The organism is Limimaricola sp. (assembly GCF_016125575.1).
Classification (GTDB): Bacteria; Pseudomonadota; Alphaproteobacteria; order Rhodobacterales; family Rhodobacteraceae; genus WGLM01.
Map to the genome: position 1 here is coordinate 500065 of NZ_WGLM01000005.1, position 22722 is coordinate 522786.

At 66.6% G+C, this 22722-nt stretch carries 24 protein-coding genes; 14 read left to right on the forward strand and 10 right to left on the reverse strand.

The window, feature by feature from the left end; all coding sequences use genetic code 11:
* Positions 1 to 104: 104 nt before the first annotated feature.
* The 6 genes from lptF to rsmA are packed head-to-tail and all read left to right on the forward strand — an operon-like array spanning position 105 to position 7513.
* Positions 105 to 1244 carry an LPS export ABC transporter permease LptF gene (gene lptF, locus GC146_RS13880; RefSeq protein WP_291839809.1) on the forward strand — a complete coding sequence of 380 codons (1140 nt, stop codon included), beginning with the start codon at positions 105 to 107 and terminating at the stop codon, positions 1242 to 1244.
* Positions 1241 to 2335 (forward strand): LPS export ABC transporter permease LptG, encoded by a 1095-nt coding sequence (lptG, locus tag GC146_RS13885; protein ID WP_291839812.1) that lies wholly within the window; start codon positions 1241 to 1243, stop codon positions 2333 to 2335. The genes lptF and lptG overlap by 4 nt, the downstream gene beginning before the upstream one ends.
* On the forward strand, positions 2335 to 4458 hold the full coding sequence (gene lptD, locus GC146_RS13890) for an LPS assembly protein LptD (RefSeq protein WP_291839815.1): 2124 nt from the start codon (positions 2335 to 2337) through the stop codon (positions 4456 to 4458). Before lptG ends, lptD begins: the two co-directional genes overlap by 1 nt.
* Before the next feature lie 25 nt (positions 4459 to 4483).
* Complete coding sequence (locus GC146_RS13895) at positions 4484 to 5707, forward strand: peptidylprolyl isomerase (RefSeq protein WP_291839818.1); 1224 nt, start codon at positions 4484 to 4486, stop codon at positions 5705 to 5707.
* Positions 5708 to 5714: 7 nt separating this feature from the next.
* The gene (gene pdxA / locus GC146_RS13900) at positions 5715 to 6677 is read left to right on the forward strand and encodes a 4-hydroxythreonine-4-phosphate dehydrogenase PdxA (RefSeq protein ID WP_291839821.1); all 963 of its coding nucleotides are present in this window, start codon (positions 5715 to 5717) and stop codon (positions 6675 to 6677) included.
* Positions 6674 to 7513: a 16S rRNA (adenine(1518)-N(6)/adenine(1519)-N(6))-dimethyltransferase RsmA gene (rsmA, locus tag GC146_RS13905; RefSeq protein WP_291839824.1), complete on the forward strand. Its 840-nt coding sequence runs from the start codon at positions 6674 to 6676 to the stop codon at positions 7511 to 7513. Before pdxA ends, rsmA begins: the two co-directional genes overlap by 4 nt.
* Here rsmA and GC146_RS13910 read toward each other — a convergent pair.
* From GC146_RS13910 to GC146_RS13940, 7 genes are all read right to left on the reverse strand, one after another.
* Positions 7510 to 7956, reverse strand: coding sequence for a hypothetical protein (locus GC146_RS13910; RefSeq protein WP_291839827.1), 447 nt, complete (start codon positions 7954 to 7956; stop codon positions 7510 to 7512). The genes rsmA and GC146_RS13910 overlap by 4 nt on opposite strands.
* 301 nt (positions 7957 to 8257) lie before the next feature.
* Complete coding sequence (locus GC146_RS13915; protein WP_291839831.1) at positions 8258 to 8854, reverse strand: DUF4167 domain-containing protein; 597 nt, start codon at positions 8852 to 8854, stop codon at positions 8258 to 8260.
* A gap of 254 nt (positions 8855 to 9108) precedes the next feature.
* A complete protein-coding gene (prmC, locus tag GC146_RS13920; protein WP_291839833.1) occupies positions 9109 to 9966 on the reverse strand; it encodes a peptide chain release factor N(5)-glutamine methyltransferase in 858 nt (285 codons plus the stop codon).
* Positions 9963 to 11030: a peptide chain release factor 1 gene (gene prfA / locus GC146_RS13925; protein WP_291839836.1), complete on the reverse strand. Its 1068-nt coding sequence runs from the start codon at positions 11028 to 11030 to the stop codon at positions 9963 to 9965. Before prfA ends, prmC begins: the two co-directional genes overlap by 4 nt.
* A gap of 33 nt (positions 11031 to 11063) precedes the next feature.
* Positions 11064 to 11516: a DUF1499 domain-containing protein gene (locus tag GC146_RS13930; RefSeq protein WP_291839839.1), complete on the reverse strand. Its 453-nt coding sequence runs from the start codon at positions 11514 to 11516 to the stop codon at positions 11064 to 11066.
* 51 nt (positions 11517 to 11567) lie between these two features.
* A complete protein-coding gene (gene speB, locus GC146_RS13935) occupies positions 11568 to 12548 on the reverse strand; it encodes an agmatinase (protein WP_291839842.1) in 981 nt (326 codons plus the stop codon).
* A 172-nt stretch (positions 12549 to 12720) separates the two neighbouring features.
* The gene (locus tag GC146_RS13940; RefSeq protein ID WP_291839846.1) at positions 12721 to 13914 is read right to left on the reverse strand and encodes a M20 aminoacylase family protein; all 1194 of its coding nucleotides are present in this window, start codon (positions 13912 to 13914) and stop codon (positions 12721 to 12723) included.
* 59 nt (positions 13915 to 13973) lie between these two features.
* On the opposite strand from GC146_RS13940, the gene mazG reads away from it, so the two are divergent.
* Entirely contained in the window at positions 13974 to 14813 is an 840-nt protein-coding gene (gene mazG, locus GC146_RS13945; RefSeq protein WP_291839849.1) for a nucleoside triphosphate pyrophosphohydrolase, read from the forward strand.
* Positions 14813 to 15541, forward strand: a complete 729-nt coding sequence (locus GC146_RS13950) for an SDR family oxidoreductase (protein ID WP_291839852.1) — start codon at positions 14813 to 14815, stop codon at positions 15539 to 15541. The genes mazG and GC146_RS13950 overlap by 1 nt, the downstream gene beginning before the upstream one ends.
* Here GC146_RS13950 and GC146_RS13955 read toward each other — a convergent pair whose 3' ends face one another.
* Together GC146_RS13955 and GC146_RS13960 are read right to left on the reverse strand one after the other, a co-directional pair.
* Entirely contained in the window at positions 15542 to 17356 is a 1815-nt protein-coding gene (locus GC146_RS13955) for an ATP-binding cassette domain-containing protein (RefSeq protein ID WP_291839854.1), read from the reverse strand. It lies immediately after the preceding gene.
* A 55-nt stretch (positions 17357 to 17411) separates the two neighbouring features.
* Positions 17412 to 18167 (reverse strand): GNAT family N-acetyltransferase, encoded by a 756-nt coding sequence (locus tag GC146_RS13960; RefSeq protein ID WP_291839857.1) that lies wholly within the window; start codon positions 18165 to 18167, stop codon positions 17412 to 17414.
* Positions 18168 to 18237: 70 nt separating this feature from the next.
* Here GC146_RS13960 and msrB point away from each other — a divergent pair, with 70 nt between their 5' ends.
* A complete protein-coding gene (gene msrB / locus GC146_RS13965) occupies positions 18238 to 18630 on the forward strand; it encodes a peptide-methionine (R)-S-oxide reductase MsrB (protein WP_291839860.1) in 393 nt (130 codons plus the stop codon).
* Between the two features lie 40 nt (positions 18631 to 18670).
* On the opposite strand, the gene bamE is transcribed toward msrB, so the two are convergent.
* Positions 18671 to 19159 carry an outer membrane protein assembly factor BamE gene (gene bamE / locus GC146_RS13970; RefSeq protein ID WP_291839863.1) on the reverse strand — a complete coding sequence of 163 codons (489 nt, stop codon included), beginning with the start codon at positions 19157 to 19159 and terminating at the stop codon, positions 18671 to 18673.
* An 82-nt stretch (positions 19160 to 19241) separates the two neighbouring features.
* On the opposite strand from bamE, the gene GC146_RS13975 reads away from it, so the two are divergent.
* From GC146_RS13975 to ihfA, 5 genes are all read left to right on the forward strand, one after another.
* Positions 19242 to 19796: a DUF177 domain-containing protein gene (locus GC146_RS13975; RefSeq protein ID WP_291839866.1), complete on the forward strand. Its 555-nt coding sequence runs from the start codon at positions 19242 to 19244 to the stop codon at positions 19794 to 19796.
* Between the two features lie 198 nt (positions 19797 to 19994).
* Positions 19995 to 20201: a 50S ribosomal protein L32 gene (gene rpmF, locus GC146_RS13980; RefSeq protein ID WP_291839868.1), complete on the forward strand. Its 207-nt coding sequence runs from the start codon at positions 19995 to 19997 to the stop codon at positions 20199 to 20201.
* Positions 20202 to 20222: 21 nt separating this feature from the next.
* Positions 20223 to 21356: a phosphate acyltransferase PlsX gene (plsX, locus tag GC146_RS13985; RefSeq protein ID WP_291839871.1), complete on the forward strand. Its 1134-nt coding sequence runs from the start codon at positions 20223 to 20225 to the stop codon at positions 21354 to 21356.
* The gene (locus GC146_RS13990) at positions 21353 to 22324 is read left to right on the forward strand and encodes a beta-ketoacyl-ACP synthase III (protein WP_291839874.1); all 972 of its coding nucleotides are present in this window, start codon (positions 21353 to 21355) and stop codon (positions 22322 to 22324) included. The genes plsX and GC146_RS13990 overlap by 4 nt, the downstream gene beginning before the upstream one ends.
* 95 nt (positions 22325 to 22419) lie before the next feature.
* Complete coding sequence (gene ihfA / locus GC146_RS13995; protein WP_291839877.1) at positions 22420 to 22722, forward strand: integration host factor subunit alpha; 303 nt, start codon at positions 22420 to 22422, stop codon at positions 22720 to 22722.

Here is a 22722-nt window from a genome sequence, read left to right on the forward strand (position 1 = left end):
CCTAGGCCGGGCAACGCCGAAAGACCAGTTTGCTGTTCATTCCGCTGCCAAGGTGGGATAGGGTCTGACAAGGTCCGCAGAGGGCAACGCAGGGGGACAACGGGGTGGCGCGATTCGACAGGTACATGCTGTCGCAATTGCTGATGCTTTTCGGATTCTTCGCACTGGTGCTGGTTTTGGTCTACTGGATCAACCAAGCGGTGCGCCTGTTTGATGACCTCATCGCCGAAGGGCAGACCGCCGGCGTCTTCCTTGAATTCACCGCACTATCGCTGCCGGGCGTGATCCGCGTGGTCCTTCCCATCGCGGCCTTCGCGGCCAGCGTCTATGTCACCAACCGGATGACATCCGAATCAGAGCTGGTCGCCGCGCAGGCGGCCGGCATGCCCCCCGGGCGCATTGCCCGGCCGGTGCTGGTCTTCGGGGTGATCGTAGGCGCCCTGATGCTGATGCTGACCCATGTCCTCGTCCCCGCAGCGACCGTCAGCTACAACGACCGGCAGGCCGAGATTGCCCGCAACCCCAGTGCGCACCTGCTGACCGAGGGGCAGTTCCTGAACCCCACCGCCGGGATCACTTTCTACATCCGGGCGATCACGCCGGCGGGCGAATTGCTCGATATCTTCCTGTCGGACAGCCGGAATCCTGCGCAGGCGATCACCTACACCGCCGCCAAGGCCTACCTGACGCGCACCGATGCCGGGCCGCAACTGGTGATGCGCAACGGCATGGCACAGATCTTCGACCAGAAGGACGGCCATTTGTCGGTGACCCATTTCGCCGATTTCGCCTATGACATCGGCGCGCTTGTCCCCGCGCCCGGCCCGCGTGGCCGCTCCAGCCGTGAGCTGTCGACCGCCGAACTGCTTGCCGCGACCCCAGCCTTGCAGAAGGAGACCGGGCGCAGCGCGGGCCAATTGGTGGCAGAGGGGCACGATCGCACCGACCAGGCGCTGTTGACGCTGGTGGCGGCCCTCTTGGGCCATGCGACGTTGATGGTCGGCGGCTTCAGCAGGTTTGGCGTCTGGCGGCAGATCCTTGCGGCGATCGGCCTGGTGATCCTCGTCAAGGCCGCCGAGACGGTGGGCGGGGCCGTCGCGGCGGGCGATCCGCGACTTTGGCCGGTGGTTTACCTGCCTGCAGTACTGGGCGGCGTGCTGGTCTGGGCCCTGCTGGCGCTGGCGGCACGGCCGGGGCTGCTGCGCCGCCGCCGGACCGTGGCCGGCACCGGAGTTGCGGCATGATCCTGCACCGTTACTTCGCGCGCCGCTTTCTCTTCGCCTTCGCCGGGGTCTTTGCGATCTTTTCGGTGATGACCGGATTTCTTGACCTGATCGACCAGTTGCGCCGCTTCGGTGGCAGCGGCGCGAGCTTTGATGCGATCCTCGGCCTCAGCCTGCTGAACCTGCCCGGCGCGGTCTACAAGATCCTGCCGCTGATCATGATCCTCGCGACCATTGCGATGTTCCTGTCACTGGCAAGGTCATCGGAAATGGTGGTGACACGGGCCGCGGGGCGTTCGGCACTTCGCGCGCTGACCGCACCGATCGGTGTGACACTGGTCCTTGGCACACTGGCCGTGGCCGTGATGAACCCCATCGTCGCTGCCACCTCGCGCCAGTACGACCTGCGGGCGGGACGGCTGAGCGGGCATGACAACGTTCTGTCGATAAGCCGTGACGGGCTGTGGCTGCGGCAGGGTGGTGCAGCCGGGCAAACGGTGATCCGCGCCACCGGCGCCAACCTTGACGGCACGCGCCTGAGCGGGGTGACCTTTTTCGGCTTCGGCCCCGATGGCGCCCCGCGCGAACGGGTCGAGGCCAAGACGGCAGTCCTGCGCGACGGCGGCTGGACGCTAAGCGACGCCAAGGTCTGGGATCTGTCGGCCGGCGGCAACCCCGAGGCCGGCGCGCTCACCAGCCCGAGCTATCGCATCGCCTCGACGCTGACACCCGACCAGATCCGCGACAGCTTCGGCGCGCCCTCGTCAATCTCCATCTGGGATCTGCCGAACTTCATCGCGCAGTTGCGCGGAGCCGGCTTTTCGGTGACGCGGCACGAGGTCTGGCTGCAAAGCGAGCTGACCTTGCCCACCTTCCTGATCGCGATGGTGCTGATCGGGGCGGGATTCACCATGCGACACCAGCGCGGCGGCAATACCGGCGTCATGGTGCTGGCGGCCATCCTGCTGGGCTTTGGCCTCTACTTCATCCGCAACTTTGCGCAGGCTCTTGGTGAGAACGGACAACTGCCGGTGCTGCTGGCCGCCTGGGCGCCTCCCCTTGCCGCAATCGGCTTGTCGCTTGGCCTGATCCTGCACCTGGAGGACGGCTGATGCGCAGGTTTGCCGCCCTTCTGGCCCTTTGTGCGGCTCTGCTGCCCGGCTTGGCCGCGGCGCAGACGCAAACTGGCGCGGCAACGATGGTGGCCGACAGCGTGCGTATCGAAGGGGGCCAGCGCCTTATCGCCACGGGCAATGTCGAGGTGCTTTACATGGGCACGCGGCTGTCGGCCGGGGCCATCCGCTACGACGCCGCGACCGACCGGCTTTTGATCGAGGGACCGATTTACGTGGCCCAGCCGGACGGGACCGTGCTGACGGCAAACAGTGCCACGTTGGACCCGCAACTGCAGAACGGCATCCTTGATGGGGCGCGGCTGATCCTGCAGCAACAGCTGCAACTGGCCGCGAACCGTATCGAGCGCAGCGAGGGACGGTATTCCGACCTTTACCGTGTCGTCGCCACAGCCTGCGAGGTCTGCAATGGCGGGCCGCCACTGTGGGAGATCAGGGCGCGGCACGTCACCCATGATCAGGCCGAACAGCAGCTTTACTTCGAAGATGCCCAGTTCCGGATTGCTGGCATTCCCGTGCTGTGGGTGCCGCGGATGCGCCTGCCGGACCCGACGCTGAAACGTGCAACCGGCCTGCTGGTGCCTTCCGTCCGCTCCAACGACACTTTCGGGACCGGCATCAAGCTGCCCTATTTCATTACGCTGGGCGACAGTCGCGACCTGACGCTGACGCCTTACCTTGCGCCGCGCACCACCACGCTGGAGGCGCGATACAGACAGGCCTTCACGAATGGCACGCTGGAAGCGAAGGGCGCGATCAGCCGCGACCAGATCTTGTCGGACCGTTGGCGTGGCTACCTTTTCGCGAACGGGGCGTTCAAACTGCGCGACAGCTGGCAGCTGTCCTTTGACGTGCAAAGTGCGACTGACAAGGCCTACCTGCTTGATTACGGCTATGCGAACCTGGATCGGCTGCAAAGCAATCTTGGCCTGACAAGGGTCACCGACCACAGCTTTTTCACCGCCGAAGCGCTTTATTTCCAGACCCAGAGCGATACCGAGGTCAACGCCTCGCTTCCCCCGGTGGTCACAAGCTTGCACTACCAGAGGCGGCTGACGCCCGGTGCCATTGGCGGGACGCTGACGCTCGATGCGGGCGCCGAGGCCTTCGTACGTACCTCCACCACGCCCGGCGATGCCGGCCGAGACGTGGCGCGACTGGGCCTTGGTGCGGATTGGCGGCGCAGCTGGATGCTGCCTGCGGGCGTGCTTGTCGAATTGCATGGCGGGCTGGATGCTGCGGCCTATCGCACTGCGCAAGACCCGGCCTATGACGGGCTGACCGGCCGCCTGACCCCCAGCCTTGGCGCGACGCTGCGCTGGCCGCTGATGCGGCAGCAATCAGGCGGCGCGGTCCAGATCCTTGAACCCGTTCTTGCCTTGGGTTGGTCGCGGCTGATCGGCGGCGATGTCGCCAACGAGGACAGCACGCGCGTCGAATTCGACGAGGGTAACCTTTTTGACCTTAACCATTTCCCCGGGGACGACCGGGTTGAGACAGGCGCGCGCGCCATTGCCGGGCTGGCATGGAGCACGCAAGCGCCGGGTGGCTGGGGCGCGCGGCTGACCTTCGGGCGGGTCTTCCGGCAGGACGCCAATGCCGATCTCAGCAGCAGCTCGGGCCTGTCCGGCACCCGCTCGGACTGGCTGGTCGCGGGTCAGTTCGACCTTCCGCGCGGCTTCGCACTTGATGGGCGGGCGCTCTTCGATGACGGGTTCACCCCCGGCAAGAGCGAGGCGCGCATCAACTGGCAGAACAGCCGGGTCGATCTGACCGGATCATATGTCTGGCTGCCCACCGACCCGGCAGAAGCGCGCAGCGCGCCGGTCTCGGAATGGACGTTCAACGGCGATTACAAGATCAACGATATCTGGTCCGTCAACGTCAACGGGCAATACGACATCGCCGCACGCAGCCCGACATCGGCGGGTTTCGGCATCGGCTGGCAAAACGAATGCGTCACTGTCGAGCTTTCGGTCTCGCGCCGCTATACATCTTCCACTACTGTGCAGCCAGCGACCGATGTCGGCCTGACTGTCGGGCTTAACGGCTTTTCCGCCGGGCGGTCGGGTCAGACGGTTCGAAGCCGCTGCACGAATTGAGACGACGAATGCCAGTGAGGCCCCGATGCGCTTGATCCTCCGCCTTGTGTTCCTGATGATGACGCTCGCCATGCCCGGCCTTGCCGCGGCGCAAGGCATGTTCTCGCCAGTGATCACGGTGAACAACTCCGCGGTGACCGGTTATGAGATCGACCAGCGGGTCAAGTTGCTGAAGGCCTTCCGGACGCCGGGCGACCTGGAAAAGATCGCACGCCAGCAACTTGTCGAAGAGCGGCTGAAAAAGCAGGAGATGGACCGCGTCGGCCTGCGCATGACGCCCGACGGACTGACAAGGGCGCTCAACGATTTTGCCCAGCGTGGTAACGTCACCCTCGACCAGCTTTACGCCCAGTTGCAGACGGCGGGCGTCGATCGACAGGCGCTGCGCGATTTCGTGTCGATCGGTGCCAGCTGGCGCGACTATGTCGGCAGCCGGTTCCGCAACCGCGTCGTGGTGACAGAGACCGACATCGACCGTGCCATCGCCCAGATGGGCAGTAGCCCAACCGCGCTGCAGGTTCTGATGAACGAGATCATCATCGCCGCCCCTGCCGACAATCCCGACATGGCCAACCGCGCCATGGCCGCGGCCGAACAGATTTCCAAGATGACCACCACCGCCGAGTTCGAGGCCGCCGCGCGTCAGGTCTCGGCGCTGCCCTCGCGCGATCAGGGCGGCCGGATGGACTGGGTCCCGGTCAGCAATTACCCCGCGCCGATCCAGGCAATCCTGCTGGGCCTGAAACCCGGCGAGGTGACACCGCCGCTCAACATCACCAACGGCGTGGCGCTGTTCCAGATGCGGGCCAAGCGCGAGGTGGCCCAGACCATGGCCGCGCCCGCCAGCATAGACTATGCAATCTTCACCATCCCCGGCGGCAACACGCCCCAGACGCAGGCCGAGGCCGCCGCACTGCGCGCCCGTGTGCAAGTGTGCGACGATCTTTACGGCGAGGCCCGTGGGCTGCCGGCCGACAGGCTGACCCGCAACGATGTTGCGCCTGCGCAAATTCCGCGCGACGTGGCGCTTGAACTGGCCCATCTCGACGACAACGAGGTGTCCACAGCGCTGACGACGGCCGATGACCAGTCGCTGATGTTCCTGATGCTGTGCAAGCGCACCCCTGCCACCGCCCAGCCGATCGACCGCGACACCGTCAAGAACCAGTTGATCGGCCAGCAACTGGCGGGATTCTCTGACCAGATGGTCGCGCAGTTGCGCGCGGCGGCGGTGATCACCGGCGAATGAGCCGCCGATGACTGTCGCGATCAGCTGCGGCGAACCGGCCGGCATCGGCCCCGAGGTGGCGGCCCGGGCCTGGGCGGCCCTGCGGGATGAAATCCCGGTTCTGTGGATTGGCGACCCCGCGCATCTGCCGCAGGACACGCCGTGGCAGACCATCGCCGACCCATCCGAGGCCCCTGCCCTGTCCGCGCGCGCATTACCGGTTCTGCTGCGCGATTTCGGCTCTTCAGCCGTGCATGGGCAGCCCGACCCGGCCCATGCGCAAGGCGTGATCGACGCGATCACCACGGGCGTCGACCTTGTCCGACGCGGGGTGGCCTCAGCGCTCTGCACCGCGCCGATCAACAAGAAGGCCCTGGCCGATGGGGCCGACTTCGCCTTTCCCGGACACACCGAGTTTCTCGCCCATCTGGCAGGGATCGACAGGGTGGTGATGATGCTGGCCTGCGACAGCCTGCGGGTAGTGCCCGCGACCATCCACATCCCGCTGGCCGAGGTGCCTGCCGCACTGACAGCTACGCTTCTCGCCGACACCATCCGCATCACTGACGCCGCTATGAAACGCGATTTTGGCCTTGTCCGGCCGCGCATTGCCGTGGCGGGTTTGAACCCGCATGCCGGCGAAGGCGGCCGGATGGGCAGCGAAGAAATCGCCCTCATTATTCCCACGCTTGACCGGCTGCGCGCCGAGGGGTTGGAGATCGCGGGCCCCCTGCCCGCCGACACCATGTTCCACCCGGCCGCGCGGGCCTGCTACGACGTGGCCATCTGTGCCTATCACGATCAGGCGCTGATCCCGATCAAGACGCTCGATTTCGCGGGCGGCGTGAACGTCACGCTGGGCCTGCCATTCGTGCGCACCTCGCCTGACCACGGCACGGCGTTCGACATTGCCGGTCAGGGCCGGGCCGATCCGACCTCGATGATCGCCGCCATCCGGATGGCCGCGCGGATGGCGGCGGCGCGCGCATGAGCGGTATCGACAGCCTGCCGCCGCTGCGCGAGGTGATCCGCACACACGACCTCGCCGCGAAGAAGGCGCTAGGGCAGAACTTCCTGCTGGACCTGAACCTGACGGCCAAGATCGCCCGCCTTGCCGGCGACCTGACGGCCTGCGACGTGCTTGAGATTGGCCCCGGCCCCGGCGGGCTGACCCGAGGCCTTCTGGCCGAGGGTGCACGCCATGTCGTGGCCATCGAGAAGGACGCGCGCTGCATTCCCGCGCTGGAAGAAATTGCCGCCGCCTATCCGGGCCGCCTGACGGTGCTGCAAGGCGACGCGCTGGCGCTTGATCCGGCACGCCACCTGACACCGCCGATCCGTATCGCCGCCAACCTGCCTTACAATATTGGCACCGAGTTGCTGGTCCGCTGGCTGACCCCGCCCGACTGGCCGCCCTTCTGGACCTCGCTGACACTGATGTTTCAACGCGAAGTAGCCGAACGCATCGTCGCGCGCCCCGGCTCCAAGGCCTATGGTCGGCTGGCGCTGCTGGCGCAATGGCGCTGCGACGCGCGCATCGTGCTGGACCTGCCGCCGCAGGCCTTCACCCCGCCTCCCAAGGTCTCATCCGCTGTGGTGCAATTGACAGCGCTTGCCGGCCCGCGTTTCGCGGCCAATCCCGCAACGCTGTCGCGCCTGACGGCTGCGGCTTTCGGCCAAAGACGAAAGATGTTGCGCGCGGCACTCAAGGGCCTCGCGCCGGATATCGAGGATCGCCTGCGCGCCGTGGGCATCGCGCCAACCGAACGGGCCGAACAGGTCGGACTGGAAGCATTCTGCGCCCTCGCCCGCGCGCTCGACGCCTAACCCCCGCTCACCGCGTCGCAATGGCTGCGAGCCAGTGGCAGAGTCTGGCTGTCAGCGCGATAGCAGGCTGCGACCTGACTGGTCCGACCAAAGCAATCAGCCTGCAGCGGCGTCGGGTCCAGCCCGCGCGCTGCGGCCTCGTCGGCCACGACTAACAGGCAGGTATTGACCCCCGCCATGATGCGGCCCTCGCAATCCTGGGCCAGCCTGCATTGCGCGGGCGTCGGGTTTTCCCAAGGCGCAGCGCGCGAGGCCTGTGCGCGGTCGCCCTCGGCGGCGATGCAGGCCAGGTAGTTTTGCTGGTAGGTCAGCAATTCTGCCCCCGACAGGCGCCCGCCCGCTTCGCTTTGCAGGATTCCGGTGATCTGGCGAGAGGCGCTTGCGTCAAGCCCGCCCTCGCCATCGAGAATGCGGCTGAGGTCAACCTGTGCCTGAGCGCTCAATGTGACGCCTGACGCGCCACTGCAAGTGGCGATCCGCGGGTCTACGGGGGGGCTGTCGGGCCCGGGGCTTGGAAGACAGCCGGCAAGCAGGGTGCCCATACAAAGAGCCGCGAAAATGAAAAGGCGCATGGAATGTCTCCGTCATGAAATGTCGTAATTCGACAAAGCTAGACGACGCACTCCGATGTCGGAACCCGAAAAAAGCCTTTGACGGCCTGCTAATATCCTGAAGTCGGCACACCGGGCGTCAACTCATAAGAGACTGGCGGAAGTGCCCCCCGGCGACTGTGCCGGCCCGCGCCTACTCGGCCGCTTCCGTCGGGCCATTGCCTGCGCTGGCCTCGGCATCGCTACCACGCGGACGGCGGCCACGGCTACGGCGTGGCTTGGGCGCCGCGTCGTCACCCTGCCGGACCTCGGACTTGCCGGCATCCTTGCGTGCACCGCCGGCTTCGGGCGTCTCGACAAGATCGCTGTCGGAGGATGCATCGTCACCGCTACCGCCCGAGATGAAGGCCGGCAGGTCGTTACCCGGCTCGGTATTCGCCATCGCCTCCTGCTGGCGCAGACGGTCGTTGCGCTCGCGGTCGCGCTCGGCCTGGCGCTCGCGGTTCTGTTGTTCCTGCTCTTCGCGGGCCTTCTCGACCTCGCGCATCGCCTCGGCCAGCATGCGGGTGTAATGCTCGGCGTGTTGGGCAAAGTTCTCGGCATTCACGCGGTCGCCCGAAAGCTGCGCGTCGCGGTGAAGCTGGTTGTATTTCTCGATGATCTGCTGAGGGGTGCCGCGCACCTTGCCATCGGGACCGGAGCTGTCGAAGACCCGGTTGATGACATTGCCGCCCGAAGGACGGACATTGCGGTTCTTGTTGCCCCGCGAGCGTGACTTGGAAGATCTCATGAAGTTGCTTTCGTGAAGCCTGTGGCTTTTGCGTTATCTGCGCGCCTTGTGGCGCACCCTGCCTGACCGGTTTGACGGTCGAATGATGTTCGGGCGGCGTCTCGCGCGGGGGGACCCCGAAGGCCGGGCCCGCATCCCTGCGATGGATTTGACTAAACATGACCGCCGCCGCAGGGCAAGCGGAAACTGGATATAAATCCGTCCAAATCGCGCGATTCGGGGCGACCTGCGCGGGTTTCAGCACGGTTGCGGCCCTATCGGCAGGGATTTGCCGCCATGGCCCGTCCCGCAACCACCCTGTCGCGGCCGTCGAGGTCAGGCAAAATCGCAACCCCGTCCAGTCCTGCGGCCGCCATCAGCCCCGCCACCGACGCCCCCTGCGCTGGCCCGATTTCAACCAACAGGCGCCCCCCCGGTGCCAGCAGGCCCGGCGCCTGCGCCATGATTGCACGGTAGGCGCCCAGCCCGTCGCCGCCATCCGTCAGCGCAAGATGCGGTTCACGCAGGCGTACTTCCGGGGCAAGTCCCGGCATCTCGTCGGCGGCGATGTAGGGCGGGTTGGCGACGATCAGGTCAAACGGCCCCGACACTCCCGCGGCCCAGTCGCCCTGCCGGATCTCGGCGCGGTCGTTCAGGGCCAGCGCCTGCGCGTTGCGCCGCGCCACGTCGCAGGCCGCCGGTGACAGGTCCACGCCCAGCCCGTTGGCCGCGGGCCGCTCGGCCAGCAGCGTCAGCAGGATGCAGCCAGTGCCGGTGCCCAGATCCAGCACGCGCAGGAACGGTGCCTCCAACGCAGCGGCCACCAGAACTTCGGTTTCCGGCCGCGGGTCCAGCACGTCGGCCGTCACGATGAAGTCGCGCCCCCAGAAACAGCGCCGCCCGATCAGCTGCGCCACCGGCACGCGAGCCACGCGACGTTGCACCAGCGTGCCAAAGCGGGCAGCGGCGGCCGGGTCCACGGCATCGGGCAGGATCAGCGTCAGCCGCGCGGCCTCGACCCCCATCGCATGGGCCAGCAGCGCCCGGGCATCGCGCGCGGCGTCTGGAATGCCGGCAGAGGCAAGGCTCGTCGTCGCGGCACGTAGCAGTGACGCGACGGTCGGGCGGCTCATGCGCCGGTTCCGTCCAGCGTCTCGGCCAGAAGGCTGGCCTGCGCATCGGCGGTCAGCGCGGCAATGACCTCGTCAAGGTCGCCCTGCATGATCCGGTCGAGGCTGTAGAGCGTCAGGTTGATCCGGTGATCGGTCATCCGCCCTTGCGGAAAGTTATAGGTGCGGATGCGTTCGGACCGGTCGCCGCTGCCCACCTGCGCCTTGCGATCGGCCGAGCGGGCGCTGTCCACCCGCTGCCGTTCAAGGTCGTAAAGCCGGGTACGCAGCACCTGCATGGCGATCTCGCGGTTGCGGTGCTGCGATTTTTCCGAGCTCGTTACCATGATGCCCGTGGGCACATGCAGGATCCGCACCGCGCTGTCGGTGGTGTTGACGTGCTGGCCGCCCGCACCCGACGACCGCATCGTGTCGATCCGAAGGTCGGCCGGGTCAATCTTGAGGTCCACCTCTTCCGCCTCGGGCAGGACCGCCACGGTCGCCGCCGATGTGTGGATGCGCCCCGAGGCTTCGGTTTCGGGCACGCGCTGTACGCGGTGCACGCCGGATTCGTATTTCAGTTTGGCAAAGACCCCATCGCCCGCCACCCGTGCGACCACGTCCTTGATGCCGCCGAGTTCGGTCGGTGTTTCCTCGAGGATCTCGAACTTCCAGCCCTGCCGCTCGGCATAGCGCTGGTACATGCGCAGCAGGTCGGCGGCAAATAGCGCCGCCTCCTCGCCCCCGGTGCCCGGCCGGATCTCCAGCAGCGCGGGCCGCGCATCGGCCGCGTCACGCGGCAACAGGGCAAGGCGCACATCATGTTCGGCCGCCTCCAGCGTGTCGCGCACTTGCGGCAGTTCTTCTTCGGCCAGCGCGCGCATCTCGGCATCGGCCAACATCGCCTCGCAATCGGTGACAGCGCCAAGCGCCGCGCGATAGGTCTCGATCGCGGCCACGACCGGTTTCAGCTCGGCATATTCTCGGCTTACGTTTGCAATCTCCGCAGGGGCCAGCGCGCCGCCAAGCTTGGCTTCCAGAAACTGGAAACGCGAAATGATCTGGTCAAGTTTCTCGGCAGGTACCATGGCGTTTGGCCTTGCCCGATGGCCATGCCGCGGTCAAGGGAGCGTTGCGTCAAGCTGCGTCAGCCAGCCCTCGACGCGGGCCTTGTTCACGCCCCAGTCGTTGCTGCCGAACCGCTGGCGCGCGTAGATGACCGGCACCGCGCCGTCGCCTTGGGCGACCGCAGAAATCGTCGTGTAATCGGGAAAGCCCCACAGCGCGCTGCGCGTGACGTAGGTAATCCGGCCCTCGCCGACCGAGCCTGCCAGAACGCTGGTGCGCGGTGTGGCCCGGATGATCTTGTCCAGCGCCGCCAGCAGCGCCTCCGGCGTTGCCGCCCGGACTTTGGGCGCGGCATTGCCCCCGTCCGGCCGAACGAGCCAGCCGTTGCCCTGCGGCGTGGCGGCCGTCAGCGGATCGACGTGCCATTTGGCCGGGTCCGAGGGCGCCAGCCGAATATAGGCGTCCAGCGCCACCAGCGCGATCAGGATGATGATGACGTAGCGCATTGGAACCCCTTCGGTCTGACCTGTTTTCACCTAGCCCCGGACAACGCCCGTTCAAGCGCCGCCGCGCCGGGCCCGCAGGTTCCAGCAGTAAAGCGTCATCAGTTCAGTCGCCACGTGCGCCCCGGCAATCGCCGTCGCCCCCGTGGGGTCATAGGGCGGCGACACCTCGACGACGTCGCCACCGACAAGGTTGATACCCGCAAGGTCACGCAGCAACGCCGCGGCCTGCGCGCTCGACAGCCCGCCCCAGACTGGCGTGCCCGTGCCCGGAGCGAAGGCCGGGTCAAGCGCGTCGATGTCGAAGGTCAGGTAGGTGGGGTTGTCGCCCACTAGCGCCTTGGCGCGGGCCACGGCAGCAGCGACACCACCCTCATGCACGCTGCGCGCATCGATGAATTCCATGCCAAGGTAGTCGTCGCAATGGGTGCGGATGCCGATCTGGACCGAGCGTTTCGGGTCCACGATCCCCAGCTTCACCGCCTTGTACATGAAGGTGCCGTGGTCGATCCGGCTCATGTCGTCGTCCTGCCAGAGGTCGGAATGCGCATCGATGTGGATCACCGACATGGCCCCGAATTTCTCGGCATAGGCGCGCAGGATCGGCAGGGTGATGAAATGATCGCCCCCCAGCGTGACCGTCCCGGCGCCGGCAGCGAGGATGCCCGCGATATGCGCCTGCAGCAGCCCCGGAAAGCTTGGCGTATGGGCATAGTCGAACGCCAGATCGCCGTAATCGACCACCGCGAAGTCCCCCAGCGGGTCGAAACCGTCCCAGCCATAGGGCGGGTCATAGGGTTGCAGGCTGCTCGCCTCGCGAATCGCGCGGGGGCCGAACCGGGTGCCGGTGCGATGGGTTACGGCCTGGTCGAAAGGCACGCCGGTAATGGCCATATCCACGCCGGTCAGGTCCTTGGTATAGCGCCGCCGCAAGAACGAGGTGGCCCCGCCAAAGGCGTTCTCATAGGCCAGCCCGCGCCGGTCGTCCCGCGTGAAGGCCAGATCGACCTGCTGTTTCGCGTCTTCCAGCGCCATGATCCGACTCGGCTCCTATTTGATCATATTCATGCTACTCAACCGCGCGCCGCCCCCCGGGTCAAGCCCGGCCCCCGCCTGCGCCGATACAGCCGGCCAAGGCTGCAGGCCTTCAAGACAAAGTGCGCAAGCGTCCGGCATCGCAACCTCGGTTGCGGGGGTGGCGAAAAAGCTACGCTACGGTATCGGGCATTTCAGCGGAGTGCTGCAGCGGCAACGCACGCTCGACCAGCCGGGCGAAGAAGCTGGCCCCCGCCGCCGCCGTCTCGTCAGCGAAGTCGTAGCTGGTGCTGTGCAGGCCGGCGCTGTCGCCGTTGCCGATGAACAGATAGGCGCCGGGCCGTTCCTGCAGCATGTAGGAAAAATCCTCGGCCCCCATCTCGCGCGCGGCGTCGTCGCGCACGCCCTTGGGCCCGGCCACCTCGCGCGCCACGTCGGCGGCAAAGGCGGTGCGGGCGGGATCGTTCGAGGTCGCGGGATAGCCCACCTCGTAGCGCAGCGCGGCCTTCAGGGCGAAACTGGCCGCCTGCCCCTCCACGATCTCGTCCAGCCGTCGCATCACCATCGCCTGCACGGCCGGATCGAAGGTGCGCACGGTACCGTTGATATAGGCCGTCTCGGGGATGACGTTGTCGGCCGAGCCGGCATGGATCTGCGTGACCGAGACGACAAGGTCCTGCAGCGCGTAATGGTTGCGGCTCACGATGGTCTGGATCGCCTGCACCATCGAAACCGCCGCGACGATCGGGTCGCAGGTCTCGTGCGGCATGGCGCCGTGGCCGCCCTGCCCGGTGATGTCGATGTGGAACGTGTCGACCGCGGCCATGATCGGCCCCGGCGTGGTGTAGAATTGCCCCACCGGAGCGCCGGGCGCGTTGTGCAGGGCATAGACCTCGGCCACGTCGAACCGGTCGAGCACGCCTTCGCGCACCATCACCTCGGCACCGCCGCCCGCCTCTTCGGCCGGCTGGAAGATCAGCGCGACGCGGCCCGCGAAGGCGCGGGTTTCGGCCAGGTATTTCGCCGCACCCAGCAGCATCGTCGTATGCCCGTCATGGCCGCAGGCATGCATCCGGCCCGGCACCGTGCTGGCATGGGGCAGCCCGGTTTCCTCGTCCATCGGCAGCGCGTCCATGTCGGCCCGCAGCCCGATGGTGCGGCCCGGCGCGCGGCCCTCGATGATCGCCACGATGCCGCTTTCGGCGATCCCCTCGTGAATCTCGTCGATGCCGAACTCGCGCAGGCGCGCGGCGACGAAGGCCGCGGTCTGGTGGCAGGCCATGCCAAGCTCGGGGTTCTGGTGCAGGTGGCGGCGCCAGCCCCGCATCAGGGCGGCGTCGGCGGCGATGGAGTTGATCACGGGCATGTCTGGACTCTCGGGCGGGCGGGGTTACCCTGCGCCCGTTCGTAGCAGGGGACAAGGCGATGGACCAGATCACCTCGGAGGCGCTGATCGGCGAGACGGGCGGCGGGGCCGAACGGCAGATCGCCCGGCTGATCGAGATCATGGCCCGCCTGCGCCATCCCGAAACCGGCTGTCCCTGGGACCTGGAGCAGGATTTCGACACCATCGCGCCCTACACGCTGGAAGAGGCGCACGAGGTCGCCGACGCGATTGCCCGCAAAGCCTGGGACGAGCTGCCGGGCGAGCTGGGCGACCTGCTGTTCCAGGCAGTCTATCACGCCCGCATGGCCGAGGAGGCGGGCTTGTTCGATTTCGCCGACGTGGCGCGCACGATTGCCAACAAGATGGTGGCCCGGCATCCGCATGTCTTCGGCGATGAAAGCCGCGAGAAATCGGCCGAGCAGCAGACGCAGGACTGGGAACGGATCAAGGCCGCCGAACGCGCGGGCCAGGCGCAGCGCCGCACGCTTGATGGCGTGGCGCTGGCCCTGCCCGCGCTGACCCGCGCGGTCAAGCTGCAGAACCGCGCGGCCCGCGTCGGTTTCGACTGGCCCTCGACCGACGAGGTCGTGGCCAAGGTGGCCGAAGAGGCGCGCGAGCTGGTCGAGGCACGCGAAAGCCTTGGCCCGGCCGAGATCGAGGAAGAGTTCGGCGACCTGCTTTTCGTCATGGCCAACCTCGCCCGGCACCTGAAGGTGGACCCGGAAGCGGCCCTGCGCGCGGCCAATGCCAAGTTCACCCGCCGCTTCGCCTATATCGAAGATCAGCTGGCCGCCCGTGGCAAGGCGCCGTCCGACAGCGACCTGGCCGAGATGGATGCCCTCTGGAACGCGGCCAAGGCCGCCGAGAAAGGCGCCTGATGGACCTGCGCGATGTCAAGGCGGTGGTGACCGGCGGCGCCTCGGGCCTTGGGGCCGCCACCGCGCGCGCCTTTGCCGAGGCGGGCGCCGATGTCACCGTGCTGGACCGTGACCCCGGTGGCGCGGTCTTTGCCGAAGGCATTGGGGCCGAGTTCGTGGCGGCCGATGTCACCGACGAGGAACAGGTCTCGGACGCGCTGGACTATGCCGCCGACCGAATGGCGGGGCTGAACGTGGCGGTCTGCTGCGCGGGCATCGCCACCGCGGAAAAGACGCTGGGCCGCGACGGGCCGCACCGGCTGTCGAGCTTTCGGCGCACGCTGGACGTGAACCTGACGGGCAGTTTCAACGTGGCGCGGCTGGCCGCGCAACGGATGGAGGATGGCGGCGCGATCGTGCTGACGGCCTCGGTCGCGGCCTTCGACGGTCAAAAGGGCCAGGCCGCCTATGCCGCGTCCAAGGCGGGCATCACCGGGCTGGTGCTGCCGATGGCGCGCGACCTTGCCCGGCAGGGCATTCGCGTGATGGCGATTGCCCCCGGCATCTTCCGCACGCCGATGCTGGAGGGGCTGGGACAGGAGGTGATGGAGGGGCTCGCGCGCGACGTGGTCTTTCCCGCCCGGCTGGGCGAGCCGGCCGAATTTGCCGCACTCGCCCGGTTCATCGTGGAATGCGATTACCTCAACGGCACGACGATCCGGCTGGACGGCGCGCTGCGGATGCCGTGATCAGCCGGCCTTTTCCTCCAGCGTCAGCCATTCCTCTTCGGCCGCTTCCAGCGCCGCCTGCCGTTCAACCAGCGCCTCGGTCGCCTTCTTGAACTTCGCGGGCTGCGCATTGAAAAGCGACGGATCGGCCAGCACTTCGGTCAGCTTGGCAATCTCCGCCTCCAGCCGGGTAATCACATCCGGCAGGGCTTCCAGTCGGTGCTTTTCAGTAAAACTCAGGCCCTTGCGCGGGGCAGCCGCAATGGCCGTTTTATCCTGCTTCTGCGATGCCTTGTCAGGCGTCGTTGATGTACTTGTGGCCGCCCGCTCGCCGCGTTGCGCAAGATAGTCACTCCACCCCCCGGCGTAGATCACCGCGGTGCCGTCGCCCTCCAACGCCACGGTCGTGGTCGCCACCCTGTCGATGAAGTCACGGTCGTGGCTGACCAGCAGCACGGTGCCGTCATAGTCGCCAAGGATGTCCTGCAACAGGTCGAGCGTTTCGATGTCGAAGTCGTTGGTGGGCTCGTCGAGAACCAGCAGGTTGCTTTCGCGCGCCATCAGGCGGGCCAGCAGCAGCCGCGCCTTCTCCCCCCCGGACAGCGCCTTGACTGGCGCACGGGCCTGCGTTTCGTCGAAAAGAAAGTCCTTGAGATAGCCGATCACGTGGCGCGGCTGGCCGTGCACCATCACCTGATCGGCCTTGCCGCTGACGCGCATGCCGGGGTCGCCAGTCAGGCTTTCCCACAGGCTCATTTCCGGGTCCAGCTGCGCGCGGGCCTGATCGAACACCGCGACCGACAGGTTGGTGCCCAGTTTCACATGCCCGGCGTCGGGTTGAACTTCGCCAAGCAACATCTTGATAAGTGTTGTTTTTCCAACGCCGTTCGGCCCAACGAAAGCAACGCGTTCGCCGCGCTGCACCGTCAGCGAGAAATTCCGGATCAGGTCACGCCCGCCAAGCGTCTTGCTCAGGCCCGTCGCCTCGATCACCCGCTTGCCAGAGCTTGGCCCGGCCTCCAACGCCAGCGCCGCAGCGCCTTGCCGACGGATCTGCGCGGCGCGGTCCGCCCGCAAGGCCTGCAACGCGCGCACCCGGCCCATGTTGCGCTTGCGCCGGGCCGAAATGCCCTCGACCGCCCAACGCGCCTCGGCCTTGATCTTGCGGTCCAGCTTGTGGCGCGCGGCGTCTTCTTCTTCCCAAACCTTGTCGCGCCAAGCCTCGAACCCTTCGAAACCGGTTTCCTGCCGCCGCACGATTCCCCTATCGATCCATAGGGTTGCACGCGTCAGCTCACGCAGAAACGCACGGTCGTGCGAGATCAGCACGAACCCCGCGCGCGTCGCCTTCAACTCGGCCTCCAGCCATGAGATCGCGTTGATGTCGAGGTGGTTTGTCGGCTCGTCAAGCAGCATCAGTTCCGGCGCTTCGGCCATCAGCTTGGCCAGCGCCGCGCGGCGCCGTTCGCCGCCCGACGCGGTGGCGGGGGATGCTGACGGGTCAAACCGCAGGCCCTCTGCGACTTGCGCCACGCGGTAATCTTCGCCGGGCGCAAGACCGCTGGCCGCATAATCGCCCAACGTGGCGAAACCCGTCATCGTCGGGTCCTGCTCCATGTAGCCCACGCGCGTGCCGGGGGCGAGGGTGCGGCTGCCTGTGTCAGGCGCAACAAGCCCGGCCATCACCTTCATCAGCGTGGATTTTCCGCTGCCGTTGCGCCCGACCAACGCCACCCGGTCGCCCGGCTGCACGACAAGGTCGAGCCCTTCGAAAAGCGCATCGCCCCCGAAACCGAGGCCGATGCCGGAAAGTTGCAGAAGGGGTGCGCGTGCCATGCCCGCCAGCTATTGCGGCGCGGGCAAAGGATCAAGCCCCGGTAATCAGCCGGCCTCAGCCCGCCACCATGCGCAGCGCCCGTGCCCGTGCTGGCGGGATCGCCCCGATCTCCAGCCCGGTAAAGACATGCAAGGTATCAAGGTCGGTATCGACCACGGCGTGATCGCTCACCCATCCGCCCATCGTCAGGTAGGTCTTCAACAGCGGCGGCATTCGCAGCAGCGCGGCGCGCCGGTCGGGATCGGTGCGCAACCGCTCGGCAAAGCGGATCACCTGCGGCGCCTTGATCCGGGGTAACCAGCGGCGGGGCGCGATGTGGCGCGCGGCGAGCATGTCGAACGCATCGAGATAAGCCGCCGCTTCGGTCCCGCGAAAGCTGGAGCAGCCGAAGAGAAGCTCGACCTTGTGGTCATCCACGTAGCGCGTCATCGCCCCCCATGCCACGCGCAGCACGTCGGCATCCCGGGCATCGGGATGAATGCAGAAGCGCCCCATCTCGACCATCGGCCCCGCGAAATCGGCCAGCGCACTCAGCTCGTAATACTGCGCCGAGTAGGAATGGCCAATCTCGGCCCCGTCGGTCAGAGGCAGAAGGCGGAAACAGCAGACCAGCTGCGCCGTGCGCCGATCCTCGACCAGCACGTGATGGCAGCGGGCATCGAAGGCATCCGCGTCCAGCCGGCCGGGCCGGGCCGGACGTCCCGCCTGTTCAAAGAAACACAGGTGACGCAGACGCTGCGCGGCCGCCACATCGGCGGGACTGGCGGCGAAGCGGGCGACGTAGCGCCCCTTGGCGAGCGGCGAGGTCATGTCAGGCACCTTGGCGAAACCGGCTCCGCGGCCTAGGTAAGAGGCGAATGTGACAGAGGATACATGAGCGATGGAAAAAGTCACCAAATCCGACGCCGAATGGCGCGCGCAACTCTCCGACCTTGCCTATCGCGTTACCCGCAAGCATGCGACCGAACGCGCGGGCACGCATGACAATTTTCCCAAGGCGCCGGGCATGTTCACCTGCGTCTGCTGCGGGGCACCGCTTTTTTCGCAGGATGACAAGTTTGAAAGTGGCACCGGCTGGCCCAGCTTCACGCGGCCCGCCGATCCCGCCGCCGTAGGAGAGAAAGAGGACCGCAGCCTCTTCATGCGCAGGACCGAGGTGCACTGCGCCCGCTGCGACGGGCATCTGGGCCACGTTTTTCCGGACGGCCCCGCGCCCACCGGGCTGCGTTATTGCATCAACGGGGTGGCGCTGGACTTTGCCGCCAAGGAGTGAGCGAAGCCGGGACCGGAGCGCGCGCGCCGGTCCCGCGCCCTCAGCCGCCCGGCGGCGCGCTGGTGCCGATCAGGTCGCCCGCATTGAAACGGCCGATATTGCCCAGAAGCTGGCGCAGGAAGGTGGTATCGCGGACATTGTCCTCGGTCACGCGCTGCGACAGGGTGATGACCTTGCCATCGGCAAGGCTGTAGCGGGCGATGTTACTGACCTTGCCGTTGTTACCAAAGTCGATCGCCACCACCTCGCGGCTGGTTTCGCGCGGCGGAAAGGGCCCGATCGTGGCGAAATGCGAGGCGATGTAATAGAAAGAGCTGTTGGCATCGACGCCATCCGTCGTGGGCGAGCCCAGTGCGGTCGTCACGCTGTCGCGGGTATCTACGCCCACGCGAATGCCGGCAAGCGCCTCGTCGCTGGGAACATAGCCGTGGTTGCGGGTGATGGGCGTGCAGGCCACCATCAGGGTCAAGCCCGCCAGAAGCGCCAGACGACGCATTGCGGCCCTTACAGTGCCGTTCGTCCCGCTCATCGCTGCCCCCTTGCCAGAACCGGCCCTGCCTCGTATCCGGCTTACATCAAGCACGCCCCCTTGTTCAAGAAAGGAAGCGTCCATGCCTGAGTTGCCGCAAGAAATCGTCCGCCTGTCCGACCTTCAGGGCCGCACAGCGCGCCCCTTCACGTTGGTCCCAGATGCCGCAGGCCGTGCCGCGGTGGCTAATGCTTTGGGTATCATTGCTTTGCGAAAGTTGCGCTTTGAGGGCGAATTACTTCCCGAGGGCCGACGCGACTGGCGGCTGGTGGCCGACCTTGGCGCGACCGTGGTGCAGGAATGCGGCGTGACGCTGGCCCCGGTCACCACCCGCATCGATGAAAACATCCTCCGCCGCTACTTGGCGGGGGCCGAATCCGTGACGCTGGAGGCCGGCGCCGAAATCGAGATGCCCGACGATGATACGGTCGAGCCCTTGCCCGGCACGCTGGACCTTGGCGCGGTGATGATCGAGGCGCTGGCGCTGGCGCTGCCCCCCTTCCCCCGCGCGCCGGACGCCGAACTGGGCACGCTCAGCGCCACGCCGCCGGGCGCTGCCCCCCTTGACGACGCGGCGGAAAAGCCCTTCGCGGGCCTTGCTGCACTACGCAACAAGCTTGACAAAGAGGGCGATTAGGCCCCGGTCTGCGGTTGCGCGGGTGCGCCTGATCGTGCAGGCAGGAAAGGGGTTGCGCCGCGCCGCAATCGCAGTATGTTCGCCGCCTCTCCGGATCGCGGCTCGACAGGGCCCGGCCGGTCATGTATGACCGCGCCGAACCCCGATCAGGATCATGAAATCCGGGCGACATGCCCCCGAAATGCAAAAGGTTGCGACATGGCCGTCCAACAGAACAAAGTCTCCAAGTCCCGCCGCAACATGCGCCGCGCGCATGACGCGCTTGTGGCTGCGAATCCCAACGAATGCCCGTCCTGCGGCGAGTTGAAGCGCCCGCATCACGTCTGCCCGTCCTGCGGCCAGTATGACGGCCGCGAGATCGTGGCGATGGCGGCTGAGGTCGATCTGGACGAAGACGCGGCGTAAGCCGGTCAAGGCGGCCAAGGCATGCCCAGGACCTTTCCCGATTCGGCACCGGCCGTGAGCGCGGACAAGGGCATCGTTCTTTCCGTTGACGCGATGGGTGGTGACAAGGGGCCTGCGGCGGTTGTCGCGGGCCTTGCGCGTTTTCTGCGCGACGAACCCGCCGCGCGGGCGATCCTGCATGGGCGCGAATCCGAACTGACTCCGCTGGTGACCAAGCGTGGCATTGCCGGACAGGTCACCATCCGCGACTGCCCCGACGTGGTGCAGATGAAGGACAAGCCCAGCGTCGCGCTGCGCCATGGCAAGACCACGTCGATGTGGTCGGCCATTTCGGCCGTGCGCGAAGGCGACGCGGCAGTTTGCATCAGCTGCGGCAATACCGGCGCACTGATGGCGATGTCGATGCTGCTCTTGCGCAAGGCCGAGGGCGTGAACCGCCCCGCCATCGCCTGCCTCTGGCCGTCGCGCAACCCGTCCGGGTTCAACGTGATGCTCGATTGCGGGGCCGACATTCGCGCCGATCAGGACGACCTGCTGACCTACGCGCTTATGGGCGCCTCCTATGCCCGCAACGGGCTGGGCATCAAGCATCCGCGCGTCGGTCTGCTTAATGTCGGCGTGGAAGAGCATAAAGGCCGGGCCGAGCTGAAGGTCGCCCATGACCTGATCGCGCGCGCCGCCCCGCGTGGCGATTATGACTATGTCGGCTTCGTCGAAGGTGGCGATCTGCCCAGTTCGCGGGTCGACGTGATCGTGACCGACGGCTTTACCGGCAATGTGGCCCTGAAAACCGGCGAAGGCACTGCCACGTTGATTTCGGAACTGCTGCGCGCCGCCTTCATGAAGACGATCCTGTCGCGCTTTGCCGCACTTCTCTCCTACAGCTCGATGCGCCGCCTGCGCAAACGCATCGACCCGCGCCGGGTGAATGGCGGTGTGTTTCTGGGCCTGAACCGGATCGTGGTCAAAAGCCACGGTTCGGCCGATGCCACCGGCATGGCCGCAGCGGTGCAACTGGCCTACCGGTTGGCGCAATCGGGCTTTTCCGACAAGCTGGCGGCCCGCGTCGCCTCGGCTGTGGCCCTCGCGCAGGAGGCGCATCACGACGACGCGCCGCAAGATCCTTCACCGCTGACCGGCAAGACGGCAACATGACGACACGCGCCGTCATCATGGGGGTCGGGCACTACCTGCCCGAACGTGTCGTGCCGAACGTCGAGTTCGAAAAGACACTCGACACAACGAATGAGTGGATCGTCTCGCGCTCGGGGATCGAGCGGCGGCATTTCGCGGCCGAGGGGCAGACCACGTCGGATCTTGCCACCCGTGCCGCCCGCGCGGCTCTGGAAAGCGCCGGCATGACCGGCGCCGATCTGGATGCGATCATCCTTGCCACCTCGACGGCCGACTTCACCTTTCCCTCTGCCGCGACGATGGTTCAGAACAATCTGGGCATGAAAACAGGCTTTGCCTTTGACGTGCAGGCGGTTTGTGCGGGCTTCGTCTATGCGCTGGCCAATGCAAATGCGCTGATCGTCTCGGGTCAGGCCCGGCGTGTGCTGGTGATCGGCGCCGAAACCTTTAGCCGGATCATGGACTGGACCGACCGGTCAACCTGCGTTCTGTTCGGCGACGGCGCAGGCGCCGTGGTGCTTGAGGCGCAGGAGGGCGACGGCAGTTCCGATGATCGGGGTATCCTGTCTACTGACCTGCATTCCGATGGACGCTATCGCGACCTGCTTTACGTTGATGGCGGGGTATCGACGCAGACCACCGGACGGCTTCGGATGGAAGGGCGCGAAGTGTTCCGCCATGCCGTCGAAAAGCTGGCCGAAACCGCCCATGCCGCGCTCGACAAGGTCGGGCTGACGGCACAGGACGTCGATTGGGTCGTGCCGCATCAGGCCAATATCCGCATCATCCAGTCCACCGCGAAGAAACTGGGTGTGCCGATGAGCCACGTGGTGGTGACGGTGCAGGATCACGGCAATACTTCGGCCGCCTCGATTCCGCTGGCCCTCTCGGTGGGTGTGCAGAATGGCCAGATCAAGCGCGGCGACCTGATCGTGACCGAGGCGATCGGAGGGGGCCTTGCCTGGGGATCGGTCGTCCTGCGCTGGTAGGTGGGAAAAGCCGCATCAAGGACGCGGTGCAAGTCGCTGTCATTGACTCTGAAATTCGGACCAGCGTAGATTTCCATGAAACAGGGGGGCTGAGGATGTCGGACAAGACGTTGACCCGGATGGACCTTGCGGAGGCGATCCATACCGAGGTGGGACTGTCACGCAACGACATTGCGGAACTCGTGGAATCGGTGCTGCGGCATATCTCGGACGCGCTGGTGCGTGGCGAGACGGTGAAGATCTCCAGCTTCGGGACCTTCTCGGTGCGCGCGAAGGCCGCGCGCGTGGGCCGCAATCCCAAGACCGGGCAAGAGGTGCCGATCCATCCGCGCCGGGTGCTGACCTTCCGCCCGTCGCACCTGATGAAGGATCGCGTCGCGGCGGGCAATCGGGGCTAG